Annotated in this window: 12 protein-coding genes; 4 read left to right on the plus strand and 8 right to left on the minus strand. The window is 70.3% G+C overall.

Annotation, left to right across the window (positions count from 1 at the left end; translation table 11 throughout):
* Positions 1 to 265 precede the first annotated feature (265 nt).
* On the minus strand, positions 266 to 1,312 hold the full coding sequence (locus tag OG556_RS08695) for an aspartate-semialdehyde dehydrogenase (RefSeq protein ID WP_371516615.1): 1,047 nt from the start codon (positions 1,310 to 1,312) through the stop codon (positions 266 to 268).
* 100 nt (positions 1,313 to 1,412) lie between these two features.
* Positions 1,413 to 2,303, minus strand: coding sequence for a dihydrodipicolinate synthase family protein (locus tag OG556_RS08700; RefSeq protein ID WP_371516616.1), 891 nt, complete (start codon positions 2,301 to 2,303; stop codon positions 1,413 to 1,415).
* 72 nt (positions 2,304 to 2,375) lie between these two features.
* On the opposite strand from OG556_RS08700, the gene OG556_RS08705 reads away from it, so the two are divergent.
* Complete coding sequence (locus OG556_RS08705) at positions 2,376 to 3,263, plus strand: LysR substrate-binding domain-containing protein (protein ID WP_371516617.1); 888 nt, start codon at positions 2,376 to 2,378, stop codon at positions 3,261 to 3,263.
* A gap of 40 nt (positions 3,264 to 3,303) precedes the next feature.
* Here OG556_RS08705 and dnaE read toward each other — a convergent pair whose 3' ends face one another.
* From dnaE to OG556_RS08725, 4 genes are all read right to left on the minus strand, one after another.
* Entirely contained in the window at positions 3,304 to 6,837 is a 3,534-nt protein-coding gene (gene dnaE, locus OG556_RS08710; RefSeq protein WP_371516618.1) for a DNA polymerase III subunit alpha, read from the minus strand.
* 139 nt (positions 6,838 to 6,976) lie between these two features.
* Positions 6,977 to 7,888 carry a hypothetical protein gene (locus tag OG556_RS08715; RefSeq protein WP_371516619.1) on the minus strand — a complete coding sequence of 304 codons (912 nt, stop codon included), beginning with the start codon at positions 7,886 to 7,888 and terminating at the stop codon, positions 6,977 to 6,979.
* Positions 7,889 to 8,059: 171 nt separating this feature from the next.
* A complete protein-coding gene (locus OG556_RS08720) occupies positions 8,060 to 8,326 on the minus strand; it encodes a hypothetical protein (RefSeq protein ID WP_371516620.1) in 267 nt (88 codons plus the stop codon).
* On the minus strand, positions 8,326 to 8,685 hold the full coding sequence (locus OG556_RS08725) for an ATP-binding protein (RefSeq protein WP_371516621.1): 360 nt from the start codon (positions 8,683 to 8,685) through the stop codon (positions 8,326 to 8,328). The genes OG556_RS08720 and OG556_RS08725 overlap by 1 nt, the downstream gene beginning before the upstream one ends.
* A 234-nt stretch (positions 8,686 to 8,919) precedes the next feature.
* Here OG556_RS08725 and OG556_RS08730 point away from each other — a divergent pair, with 234 nt between their 5' ends.
* From OG556_RS08730 to OG556_RS08740, 3 genes are all read left to right on the plus strand, one after another.
* Positions 8,920 to 9,777: a helix-turn-helix domain-containing protein gene (locus tag OG556_RS08730; protein ID WP_371516622.1), complete on the plus strand. Its 858-nt coding sequence runs from the start codon at positions 8,920 to 8,922 to the stop codon at positions 9,775 to 9,777.
* Positions 9,770 to 9,961: a DUF397 domain-containing protein gene (locus OG556_RS08735; protein ID WP_371516623.1), complete on the plus strand. Its 192-nt coding sequence runs from the start codon at positions 9,770 to 9,772 to the stop codon at positions 9,959 to 9,961. Before OG556_RS08730 ends, OG556_RS08735 begins: the two co-directional genes overlap by 8 nt.
* 65 nt (positions 9,962 to 10,026) lie before the next feature.
* Positions 10,027 to 10,218 carry a DUF397 domain-containing protein gene (locus OG556_RS08740; protein ID WP_371516624.1) on the plus strand — a complete coding sequence of 64 codons (192 nt, stop codon included), beginning with the start codon at positions 10,027 to 10,029 and terminating at the stop codon, positions 10,216 to 10,218.
* A 22-nt stretch (positions 10,219 to 10,240) separates the two neighbouring features.
* Here the strand turns inward: OG556_RS08740 and OG556_RS08745 are convergent, their stop codons facing one another.
* Together OG556_RS08745 and OG556_RS08750 are read right to left on the minus strand one after the other, a co-directional pair.
* Entirely contained in the window at positions 10,241 to 11,236 is a 996-nt protein-coding gene (locus tag OG556_RS08745; protein ID WP_371516625.1) for an IS481 family transposase, read from the minus strand.
* A gap of 58 nt (positions 11,237 to 11,294) precedes the next feature.
* Entirely contained in the window at positions 11,295 to 12,386 is a 1,092-nt protein-coding gene (locus tag OG556_RS08750) for a hypothetical protein (protein ID WP_371516626.1), read from the minus strand.
* Between the last annotated feature and the right edge of the window lie 389 nt (positions 12,387 to 12,775).

The raw sequence follows: 12,775 nt of genomic DNA on the forward strand, positions 1-12,775 counted from the left end.
GGGTCGGGCCGGGTGGGCGCGGATCCGCCCGTCGTCCGGGCGTGGTGGGGTGAGGGGCCCCCGTGGCCGCCCGATCGTTGGGTCACCTTTTCCCCCTGGTTCGCGCGCCGAACCTCGACGGATGTCGCGGTACCGCAACGGCAAGCCCAACGGAACGCAAAGGCGGGCCCCGTTCAACGACGGGGCCCGCCCTTGGTCACGCCGGGTGGTGCGAGCGGGCGCTCGCCGCCAGGTGCGAGCGCCCACGGCCCGGCGGGGCCGGGTGTCAGCCCTTGAGCTCGGCGGCGACCAGCTCGGCCAGCTGGACGGCGTTGAGCGCGGCGCCCTTGCGCAGGTTGTCGTTGGACACGAACAGCGACAGGCCGTGCTCGACGGTCTCGTCGGCCCGGATGCGGCCGACGTAGCTCGGGTCCTGGCCGGCGGCCTGGAGCGGGGTGGGGATGTCGGACAGCTCGACGCCGGGGGCGGCGGCGAGCAGTTCGGCGGCGCGCTCGGGGCTGATCGGGCGCTCGAAGCGGGCGTTGATCTGGAGCGAGTGGCCGGAGAAGACCGGGACGCGCACGCAGGTGCCGGCGACCTTGAGGCCCGGGATGCCGAGGATCTTGCGGCTCTCGTGGCGGAGCTTCTGCTCCTCGTCGGTCTCGTTGGAGCCGTCCTCGACGATGGAGCCGGCCAGCGGCACCACGTTGAAGGCGATCGGGCGCTGGTAGACCTTGGGCTCGGGGAACTCGACGGCGGAGCCGTCGTGGGCGAGCGCGGCGGCGCCGTCGACGACCTTGGCGGCCTGGTCCTGGAGCTCGGCCACGCCGGCCACGCCGCTGCCGGAGACGGCCTGGTAGGTGGAGACGACGAGCGCGGCGAGGCCGGCCTCCTCGTGCAGCGGGCGCAGCACGGGCATGGCGGCCATGGTGGTGCAGTTCGGGTTGGCGATGATGCCCTTGGGCCGGTCGGCGATGGCGCCGGGGTTGACCTCGGAGACGACCAGCGGGACGTCGGGGTCGCGGCGCCAGGCGGAGGAGTTGTCGATGACGACGGCGCCGGCCGCGGCGGCCTTGGGGGCGAGGGCCTTGGAGGTGGAGCCGCCGGCCGAGAAGATCACGATGTCCAGGCCCGTGTAGTCGGCCGTGGCCGCGTCCTCGACGGTGACCTCGGTGCCCTGCCACGGCAGGGTGCGTCCGGCCGAGCGGGCCGAGGCGAACAGCCGCAGCTGCTCGACCGGGCCCAGTCCGCCTTCACGACCAGCGCGCTCCGCCAGGATCTCGCGGACCACGCCGCCGACCTGGCCGGTGGCCCCGACAATGCCGATCTTCATTCCGACTACTCCTCTGGATGGTGCTGTCTACAGCCGCACTCTGCCCATCATGCCTTGTCACGCGAGTGCGGCGGCCTGCTGTTCCACGGTGTGAGAGCGACTAATGGTCCAGACCACTCACCAGCTTCAGCGCCGCCTCGACCTCCGCCTCCCCGGCCGGCAGCAGCGGCAGCCGGACGTCCGGGGTGGGGATCCGGCCCTGGGCGTGCAGCACGCCCTTGATCACCGTCGGGTTCGGCGCGGCGAAGGCGGCCAGCGCCAGCCCGGTGAGCCGGTGCCCGAGCGCCCGGGCCCGGGCGGCGTCCCCGGCCTGCCAGGCCTGCGTCAGCTCGACGAACCTGGCGGTGGCCAGATGGGCGGAGGCGAGGATGCCGCCGGCCGCGCCGAGCGCCAGCAGCGGGGACAGGAAGGCGTCCTCCCCGGTCAGCACCGCGAAGTCGGCGGGGGCGGCGGCGAGCAGTTCCACCGCCGTCTGGTCCACTCCCCCGGTCGCGTACTTGACGCCCACCACGCCGTCCAGCGCGGCGAGTTCGAGCAGCGCGGCGGCGGACAGCTGCTGCCCGGTGCGGTACGGGATGTGGTAGGCGACCAGCGGCAGCGGGCTGCTCTCGGCGAGCGCCCGGAAGTGCGCGACCGTCCCGGCCTCGCCCGGCCGCAGGAACGCCGGGACGGTGACCAGCGCGGCCGCGGCCTGCGGCACCCGCTTGCCGAGCGCGGCCAGCGACTCGGCGGTGGAGCGGGTGTCGCCGCCGTGCGCGCCGACGGTCAGGAGGGCCCCGCGGCCGGCGCAGGCGGCCGCGGCGGTCTCGACCACGGCCCAGCGCTCGTCCTCGCTCAGCGCGGCGGGCTCGCCGGTGGTCCCGAGGGCGACCAGCCCGGCCGCGCCGGCCTCCAGCAGTTCGGCGGCGAGCACCGCGAGGGCGTCCAGGGCGACCGTGCCGTCCGCGGCGAAGGGCGTGATCAGGGGGACGTGGATACCGGTGAGTTCCATGGGCACGATCCTGCGGCCCGCCGATCACCCAGGTCCAGTTCACATTCGTGATGCTTCTCGTAAGCTGAGCCGATGCTCGACGTCCGACGCCTGCGCCTGCTGCGCGAACTCGCCCACCTCGGCACCATCGCCGCCGTCGCCGAGGCGCTCTCCTTCAGCCCTTCGGCGGTGTCCCAGCAGCTGTCCGTCCTGGAGAAGGAGGCGGGCGTCCCGCTGCTGGAGCGCACCGGGCGGCGGGTCGCGCTCACTCCGGCCGGGCGCAACCTCGTCCGGCACGCCGAGGCGGTGCTCGCCCTGCTGGAGCAGGCGGGCGCCGAACTCGCCCACGCCCGGCGGGGCTTGGCCGGCCCGCTGCGGATCGGCACCTATCCGTCGGCGGCCCGCGCGATCATCCCGGCGGTGCTGGGCGAGCTGGCCGCCTGGCATCCGGGCCTGGAGCCGATGGTGACCGAGGTGGATCCGGCGGGCGTCGCGGCGGCGCTGCGCGCGGGCGAGCTGGACGTCGCGCTGGTCCACGAGTACGACCTCGTCCCGGCCGATCCGGAGCCGGGCCTGGCGGTGACCCGTCCGGTGTTCACCGAGCCGATGTACCTGGCGGCCCGCGCCCCGGGCACCGTCGCCGAGCAGCGCGGCGCGCCGTGGATCATGGCGCCGCGGGGCACGCTCTGCCACAGCATGGCCGTCCGGGCCTGCGAGGCCGCCGGGTTCGCGCCGCGGATCCGGCACCAGATCGACGACTTCGCGACCGTCCTGGCCCTGGTGGCGGCCGGCCAGGGCGTGGCCCTGGTCCCGCAGCTGGGTGCCGCGCAGCCCCCGCCCGGCGTGGTCCTCACCCGGCTGCCGATGTACCGCCGCACCCGGGCCGCCTTCCGCGCGGGCGCCGGCTCGCACCCGGCCATCTCGGCCTTCGTCTCCGCCCTGCACACGGCCGTCCCCCCGGGCCTGGGCGGGCACGGCTGATCCCCCGGAGCACACCCGGGGGATCAGCGCCGCATCCGGCTCAGCCCGCCAGGCAGCTCGGCCCGAGCAGCTGCTTGAGGTCGCCGAACAGCGCCGGGTCCGACTTCACCCGGTGCCGGTCCAGCCGCAGCACGGTCGTCTTGTTGCGGCCCTCCAGCCGCACCCGAACCTCCGTGGTGCCCCGGTGGCTGCCCAGCACCTCGCCGAGCCGGGCGATCAGCGGCGGGGTGATCTTCACGCTCGGGATGTTGATGATGATCGGCGCCTCGGCGTGCGCGTTCGACAGGTCCGGGACGGACAGCTCCATCCCCATCAGTCGCGGCACGTCCTCCCGCTTGTCCAGCTTGCCGCGCACGAACACCACGGCGTCCTCGACGAGTTGGGCCGAGACGAGCTGGTAGCTGGCGGGGAAGAACATGCAGTCGATCGAGCCCGCGAGGTCCTCGACGGTCGCGATCGCCCAGGCGTTGCCCTGCTTGGTCATCTTGCGCTGGAGGCCCGAGATGATGCCGCCGATGGTGACGATGGTGCCGTCGGGCCGCTCGGCGAGGTCGGCCACCGCGCAGTCCGCCTTGTCGGCGAGCACGTGCTCGATGCCGTGCAGCGGGTGCGAGGAGACGTACAGGCCGAGCATCTCGCGCTCCTGGGTGAGCAGGAAGGACTTCTCCCACTCCTCCTCGGAGAAGACGACGTCGAGGCCGAAGCTGGGCTCGTCGGAGACGGCGTCCCCGCCGAACAGGTCGAACTGGCCCTCGGCCTCCTTGCGCTTGACCCCGACGACGTTGTCGATCATCGGCTCGAACTGCGCGCTGAGGCCCTTGCGGGTGTGCCCGAGCGAGTCGAAGGAGCCCGCCTTGATCAGCGATTCGACGGTCCGCTTGTTGCAGACCACCGACTCCACCTTGTCGAGGAAGTCCGGGAAGGAGCTGAACTTCCCCTTCGACTTGCGGGTGCGGATCATCGACTCGACGACGGGGCCGCCGACGTTGCGGATCGCGGTGAGGCCGAACCGGACGAGCGTGTCACCGTGCGGGGTGAAGTCCGAGTCCGACTCGTTGACGTCCGGCGGCAGCACCTGGATGCCCATCTTGCGGCACTCGTTGAGGTAGATCGCCGACTTGTCCTTGTCGTCCTTGACGGACGTCAGCAGGCCGGACATGTACTCGGCCGGGTAGTTCGCCTTGAGGTAGGCCGTCCAGTACGAGACCAGCCCGTACCCGGCGGTGTGCGCCTTGTTGAACGCGTAGCCGGAGAAGGGGACCAGGACGTCCCACACCGCCTGGATCGCCGCGTCCGAGTAGCCGTGGTCCCGGCAGCCCTTCTGGAAGGGCACGAACTCGGCCTCCAGGATCTCCTTCTTCTTCTTGCCCATGGCCCGGCGCAGCAGGTCGGCCTGGCCGAGCGAGTAGCCGGCGAGGATCTGGGCGGCCTTCTGCACCTGCTCCTGGTAGACGATCAGGCCGTACGTCGGCTTGAGGATCTCCTCCAGGGGCTTCTCCAGCTCCGGGTGGATCGGGGTGATCTCCTGCTGGCCGTTCTTGCGCAGCGCGTAGTTGGTGTGCGAGTTGACGCCCATCGGGCCCGGTCGGTACAGCGCGAGGACGGCGGAGATGTCTTCGAAGTTGTCGGGCTTCATGAGGCGCAGCAGCGAGCGCATGGGGCCGCCGTCGAGCTGGAAGACGCCGAGCGTGTCGCCGCGTGCCAGCAGTTCGTAGGTCGGCTTGTCGTCCAGGGGCAGATCAAGCAGGTTGATCTTGATGCCCTTGTTCTTCTCGATCGCCTTGACGGCGTCGTCCATGATCGTCAGGTTGCGCAGGCCGAGGAAGTCCATCTTGAGAAGGCCGAGGCCCTCGCAGGTGGGGTAGTCGAACTGCGTGATGGTGACGCCGTCGGTGTGCCGGGTCCAGACCGGGATGTGGTCGGTCAGCGGCTCGGCGGACATGATGACGCCGGCCGCGTGCACGCCGGGCTGGCGGATCAGGCCCTCGATGCCGCGCGCGGTGTCGATGACCTTCTTCACGTCCGGGTCGGTCTCGTAGAGCCCCCGGATCTCGCCGGCCTCGCTGTAGCGCGGGTGGCTGGTGTCCGTGATGCCGGACAGCGGGATGCCCTTGCCCATCACGTCCGGCGGCATCGCCTTGGTGATCCGGTCGCCCATCGCGTACGGGTAGCCGAGGACGCGCGAGGAGTCCTTGATGGCGGCCTTCGCCTTGATGGTGCCGTACGTGACGATCATGGCGACCTTGTCGGATCCCCACTTCTCGGTCACGTACCGGATCACGTCACCGCGCCGGCGCTCGTCGAAGTCGATGTCGACATCGGGCATGGAGATGCGCTCGGGGTTGAGGAAGCGCTCGAAGATCAGGCCGTGCGGGATGGGGTCGAGGTCGGTGATGCCCATCGCGTACGCGACCAGCGAGCCGGCCGCCGAACCACGGCCGGGGCCCACCGCGATGCCCTGCTGCTTGGCCCACATGATGAAGTCGGCGACCACGAGGAAGTACGCCGGGAACCCCATCTGGATGATGGTGTCCATCTCGTACTCGGCGAGCTTCTTGTGCTCCTCGTCGTACCCGCCCGGGAAGCGCCAGTCCATGCCCTTCCACACCTGGGACTTGAAGAAGTCCGCCTCGGACTCGAAGCCCTCCGGGATCGGGAAGCGCGGCATGAGGTTGCGGAACTTGAACATGCCCTCGGTGTCGACCCGGGAGGCGACGAGGAGCTGGCTGTTGCGGCAGCCCTCCTGCCAGGCGTCCGAGGAGTCCAGGGCGTACATCTCGGCGGCCGACTTGATGTAGTAGCCGGTGCCGTCGAAGCGGAAGCGGTCCGGGTCCGAGAGGTTCTTGCCGGTCTGCACGCAGAGCAGCAGGTCGTGCGCCCCGGCGTCGGCCTCGGTGGTGTAGTGCGAGTCGTTGGTGACGACCGGGGGGATGTTCAGCTTCTTGCTGATCTCCAGAAGCCCGTCGCGGACCCGCTTCTCGATGTCGAGGCCGTGGTCCATCAGCTCCAGGAAGTAGTTCTCCTTGCCGAAGATGTCCTGGTAGTCCGCGGCCGACTTCACCGCCTCGTCGAACTGGCCCAGGCGCAGCCGGGTCTGCACCTCGCCGGACGGGCAGCCGGTGGTGGCCATCAGGCCGCCGGACAGGTCGGAGATCAGCTCCTTGTCCATCCGGGGCCACTTCACCAGCCAGCCCTCGGCGTAGGAGCGCGAGGTCAGCTTGAAGAGGTTGTGCAGGCCCTCCTTGTTACGGGCCCAGATGGTCTTGTGGGTGTAGGCGCCGGAGGCGGAGACGTCGTCCCGCTTCTGGTGCGGCTGGCCCCACAGGATGCGCTTGGTGTTGGAGCGGGACTCCGGCGCGACGTACGCCTCGATGCCGATCACCGGGGTGATCCCGGCGGCGGTCGCCTGCTTGTGGAACTCGGCGGCGCCGTACATGTTCCCGTGGTCGGTCATCGCGACGTGGGTCTGGCCCAGCCGCTCGACCTCCTTGAACATCTGCTTCAGCCGGGCGGCACCGTCCAGCATCGAGTACTCGGTGTGGACGTGCAGATGCGCGAACGGCTGATCGCTCAAGGCGGGGCCTCCGGAGGCGAGTGCGGGTCTGGTGGGCCGGCGAACGCGCGGGTACGCGCAGGTCACGGAAGGTGCCTGGAAACGGATGTGGCCCGGACCACCTCGTGGGGTCCGGACCATCACTCACACGTTCACCCGTCTACTCTAGCTCCCCTTCGGAGGCTGCTCCCTCCGGCTCGGAGCCTCCCGAGCTCAGCCCGGCGAGTCGCGCCCCGGCGGCCTCGCGGACCTCCGGCCGCTCCATCGGATCGTCCCGCAGGTGGGCGAGGCGATCGCGGACGTGGGGGCGGTCGGGGGCGTGCGCGACGGCCAGCAGGCGGGCGTCGGCCTCGCAGTCCCAGAGGCATTCGGTGTACACCTCGGCCAGCCCGGCGGGGGCGACGGCGGCCAGTGCCTCCAGGTAGGCGGGGCGCTCGGAGGAGTGCGGAGTCCACAGCCAGAAGCGGCGCAGCAGCGACGCGGCCCCGGCGGCTTCGGGGCCGAACCGGGCCAGGCCCCGGGCGGTGTGCACCGGGCCGCACCACTCCTGGGCCGCCCACTGCCGCTCCAGCTCGCCCGTCGCCACGGACGGATCACTCGCGCCGCCGCCGTGCTCCGGCAGCAGGGTGCACGGGCTCGCGCTGTCCCGCCCGGGGGCCGGGTCCTTCGAGCCGCGGGGGCCGCGGGGGTCACGCCGCTGGGGTACGTCCTGCCCGGCCGCCGGGTCCTCCTCGCGGACGTGGGTACGGAGTGCGTCCCGGGCCTCGGCGGAGCCGCCGAGCGCCAGCAGCTCCAGGACTCCGGTGGCCCGCAGGCAGGTGTCCTCGTCCCCGGCCAGCAGTTCGACGATCGGTCCGACCGGCAGTTCCAGGTCCCGGACGAGCCGTGCCAGGTAGAGGTGCCGGTCGTCCGCCTCTCGGTCCCAGCGCCAGTCCCAGCGGATGCACCCGTAGACCAGCTCGGCGGCTGCCGCCGGGTCCTCCGCCGCCATCTGCGCGCCCAGGCCCCGGCCGCGCTGCAACAGCCCGGGCAGGGTGCCTGCCGGGGCGTACTCGTATCTCCGCTGTGCCACGTGCCCAATCGTCCCTTAGCCCCCGACGGCTGGGCGGCGGGGGCTGGGGGTGGGGGTCAGGGGCTGGGGGTCAGGCGTCCTCGTCGGGCGGGGTCGCGCGGAGGGCGGTGATGACGCCCAAGGCGACCGTGGCGATCGCCAGGGCGAGGAGGACCGCGAAGGCGGTGGCGATCAGGAAACGCACGAGTCGTCGCCTCGCTCGGCGGCGAGGAGGAGGGAGAGGAGGTTGAGGAGGGTGGAGGCGGGGGCGGCGTTGAAGCGGACGAGGATGCGGCCGTCGATGGTCTTGTCGGTGGTGGCCGAGGGCCAGATCAGGCCGAACCTCCGACCACGTTCCTGGACTTCGGTGAGGAGCGTGTGGATGTGGTCGTCGGTGTAGTGCCGGATCCGGGGGTCGGTCGGCAGCATGGGGCGACGGCGCGGGAGGGGGAAGGACATCAGGCGGCGTCCAGCTCGAACCAGACGGACTTGCCGCGCTCCTGGGGGTCCACGCCCCAGCGGTGGGTGAGTCCTTCGATGAGTTGGAGACCCCGGCCGGACTGGGCGAGGGGCGCCGGCTGTTGCTTCTTGGGGAGGATCGGGCTCTCGTCGCTGACGGACACCCGGAGGGTGGATCCGACGGCGAGGATGAGGACGAGCGGCGCAGGGGTGCCGCCGTGCCGCCAGGCGTTGACGAGCAGTTCCACGAGCGCCAGTTCGGCGTCGTCGGTGACCGAGGTCGGGTACCCGCAACGACCCATCGCGTCGCGGAGCGACTGGCGGGAGATGGCGAGGGAGGGCGTGTTGAGGTGACGCATGGGAGTTCTCCCGAGGCGTGATGGTGAGGGAAGAACCGGCGGACATGCCGCCGAAAGCCCAGCAAGCGGGCATTACTGACGATCCGTCGGATCGTTGTGATATCGACCATAGCGCACGCCGCCTGAATTTTTAGGTCTCCACCGAAAAGTTCCCTCTACCGTGGTTCCCAGCGCAGATGGACCTGCATGCCGCAAGCGCGACACACTGGCCCGAACACCGGTAGAGAGGACGCCATGGCCCTTCGCTCCAACCCGACCCTCCGTCAACGACGGCTTGGCGCCGAGCTGCGACGGATGCGGGAGCAAGCCGGCCTCGGCGGCAGTCAGCTCGCCCGCATGCTCGGAATCAGCCCGGGCCAGATGACACAGATGGAGACCGCAAAGATCGGCGTCAGCCCTGAGCGACTGAGAACCGTCGCCTCGGCCTGCAACTGCGCCAACCAGCCGCTCATCGACGCCCTTGCCAACATGGCCTCCGAACGCGGCAAGGGCTGGTGGGAGGAGTACCGCGGCGCCCTGACGATCGACTTCCTTGAGGTGGCAGAGCTGGAAAGCCACGCCGCGCGGCTGACCATCTGCACCACTACCTACATCCCCGGCCTGCTCCAGACCCGCGACTACGCATCTGCCGTGTTCGCTCGAATCTTCCCTCCCCTGCCACAGCAAGACATCGAGGCCAGGACGGCCTTTCGCATCAAACGACAGGAGGTCGTTCGTTCGGTGCCCTTGAAGGTGTTCGTCCATGAAGCTGCACTGCGCATGCAGTTCGGCGGCCCCAGAGTTCTTGCAGATCAGCTTGGTGCGCTCCTCCACCTCTCTGAACAACCTGGCATCTCGGTCCGCGTTGTGCCGTTCGCCGTCGACACCTTCCCGGGATCCGGCGAGAACCTCACCTTCGCCGAAGGCTCAGTCCCCGAACTGGACACGATCCAGATGGACGTGACCCAAGGTGCACTCTTCTTCGACTCGCCAGCAGACCTGACCAAGCACCGCGCCATCTTCTCTCGCTTGGACTCCACTTCGCTTCCCGAAGAAGGATCGCGCGATTTCATTCGATCCGTCGTGAAGGACGTGAAGACCGCATATGCCTAAGCCTGAGTGGCAGAAGTCCAGCTACAGCGCCGCGAACAACGAATGCGTCGAGGTGCGCACGGTGCACGGGACGGTCGAACTCCGCGAGTCCGACGAGGGCCACCTCACCCTCCCCACCACCCCCACCAACTTCGCCGCCTTCCTCCAGGCAGCCAAGGCCGGCGAATTCGACCACCACGCCTAGACACACCACAGCGCAGGAAGTCGGCCAACCCGACTTCCTGCGCCAAACAACCGACGGGACCCCAGATGACTAACACCAAGTGGCAGAAGTCGTCCTTCAGCGGATCGGGTGGCGACTGCGTCGAGGTGCGCACGGTGGACGGGGTCGTCGAACTCCGCGAGTCCGACGAGGCCCACCTCACCATCCCCACCACCCCCACCAACTTCGCCGCCTTCCTCCAGGCAGCCAAGACCGGCGAATTCGACCACCACGCCTAGATGTGCAGCTGCTGGAGCTTGGTTACAGCCGGGTCTGGGTCTTCTGCTTGAGGCGTTCGTAGGGTGTCTGGCCGCCGAGAGCGCCGTGCGGGCGGTGGTAGTTGTAGTAGTCCTCCCATTCTCGGAGTTTGTCGTTGAGGACGCCGGTGTCGTCAACGACGACACCGGCGAGCAGGCGGTAGAACTCCTCGGCGTCGATGCGGTGTGAGCGTTCGACCTTGCCGTTGAGGTGCGGGGATTCCGGCTTGATGTAGGGGTGGGCGATGCCCTTGTCGAGCACGTGCCAGTGGAAGGCGGACTGGAACTCGGCGCCGTTGTCGGTCTGGACGACCTCGACGCGGAAGGGCAGTCGCTCCAGGACGTAGTCCAGGAACTGGACTGCGGTCTTCTGGTCGCACCGCGGGTAGATCCGCAGGACGCGCGGCCGGGTGCAGTCGTCGATCGCGGTGAACTGGTAGTACTTGGCCCGGCGGCGGGTTCCGGGGGCCGGCCCGGTGACCGGTGCCGGGGCAGTGGAGGCGGTCTGGGCCGGGGCGCCGATCGGCTCGATGAACTTGACGTCGATCTGGACCCGGTTGCCGGGCAGCTGCTTCTCGTAGCGGGTGTGGCGCTGATCGTGGCGCTTGTAGCGCTGGGACGCGGGCAGGCGGTTCAGACCCAGGCGCTTGAGGATGCGGTAGACGGCAGAGCAGGCGATGTCGATGTCGTGGTACCGCTTGAGGTACATCCGGATCTTCATCGGGCCGAAGTGGTAGTTCTGCCGCAGATAGACGATCTTGTTCACGATGTCGGCGTCGGTGGCGTGCGGGCAGTGGTGGGGCGCGCTGGAGCGGTCGCGCAGGCCTTCAAGCCCTTCCTCCTGGTAGCGCCGCTGCCACTTGTAGAAGCAGTTGCGGCTGATCCCGTAGTACCGGCAGGTCAGGGAGACGTTCCCGGTGACTTCCTCGGCGTGTCTCAGGACCGCCAGGCGCCGCTGGGCCTGGCGGTCCTGCTGCTGCTGTTGCGGCGAAGGGGGCATGGCAGATCTCCGTCATGGTCGGAGAGCCATGTGTCACCAACGTCCGGCAGTTTTATACCTAGTGCCGGACGATCCGCAGGACGGCGGTGCTCCCGGTGTAGCCGCCCACGTAGAAGGTGTGGCCGTCGGGCCCCAGGGCGAGACCGCTGATGGCCCCGTCGGTCAGGCCGATCAGCGACTCCTGCGGGACGGCGGCGCCCGTGGCGGCGTCGAGGGCGAGCACCGAGCCCCTGATGGTGGACGTGCCGGTGGTGACGTAGAAGCGGGTGCTGTCCGCGCCGGCACGCGGGAAGTGCAGGTTGGCGTACCCGTTGGTCAGTGCGAGGTGTGCGGCGACGGTGTCGGTGGCGGTGTCGACGACGTCGGCCGCGCCGCTGCCCGAGGCGTTCACGGCGAGCAGGCGGCCGCCGTCGGGGGTGAGCGCCAACTCGTGCCCGTACACCGTGGCGGTGGCGGGGATCCTGCCGACGACGGACGGCACGGCTCCGCTGGTGTCCAGGTGCACGACGCCCACGTTGGCGCCGACGTAGACGTCGCGGCCGTCCGCTCCGACCGCCAGCCCGTTCACGTTCATCGCCGGGACCGGCACCGCGTCGGTGAACGCCAGCCGCGCGGTGTCGAACCTCAGGACCCGCCCGTCGCCCCTCGACCGGATCCCCGACGACCCGTCCTGGGTGACGTAGAGCGTCGCCCCGTCCGGGCTGAGCGCCAACTCGTTGAGCTTCCCCTCGGTCCAGCGCTCCGGGCGCGGCTGGTCCGGCACGGGGAGCGAGGCGAGCACGGTCAGCGAAGCGGTGTCCCACACGGTCACGACGTCGAGGTTCAGGACGTAGAGCCGCGAGCCGTCCGGGCTGAGCGCCGTGATCGAGGACCAGTTGTGGTTGCCGGTGCTGTCCTGGCCGGTGACCTGGCCGGTCTGGGTGTCGACCGCCCTCACCGCGATCCTGTTGTTCGCGTCGGCCACCGTGACGTACACCGTGGTGCCGTCCGGGCTGACCACCGGCACCACGTCGCCGCGGCCCACCGCGACGGTGGCCTCGACGCCGGGGACCGGGGTGGTGGCCGCGGCGGGCCCGCCCGCCAGTGCGAGCAGCGCCGCCGTGGTGGCCACCGCCGTCGTCCAGCGGGCCGTCCTCGCAAGAGCTCTCATTGATCGCTTCCCCTCCCCGCGCCGCCCTCGCGGCGCCCCTGGGAAGGCTAGCCGCCGATGAGGGGGGTGTGAGGACAATAGGAGAAATGTGCAAGGGATGTGATGATTAGTCAGATCCGTGTTCGAGGTGGTCCGGGTCGCCCCGTACGCCCCCTGCCCGGGCCCGCCCGCACGCCCGCCACCGCCCCGGCCCGTACACCGACGTACCCGCCCGCTTCGCCGCCTTCCTCCAGGCCTCCAAGGCCGGCGAGTTCGACCACCACGCCCAGTGCTGTGACCGCGCAGGTTCGCCGCTGGGGCCGGCGCCCCCTCGACGCCGCAGCCTGACCGGCCGCGAACCGCAGCCCCGGAGTGCCGAAAGGGGCGAGTTCACGAGAGGGACAGCGCCA

The sequence above is a fragment of the Kitasatospora sp. NBC_01300 genome (assembly GCF_041435235.1).
GTDB lineage: Bacteria > Actinomycetota > Actinomycetes > Streptomycetales > Streptomycetaceae > Kitasatospora.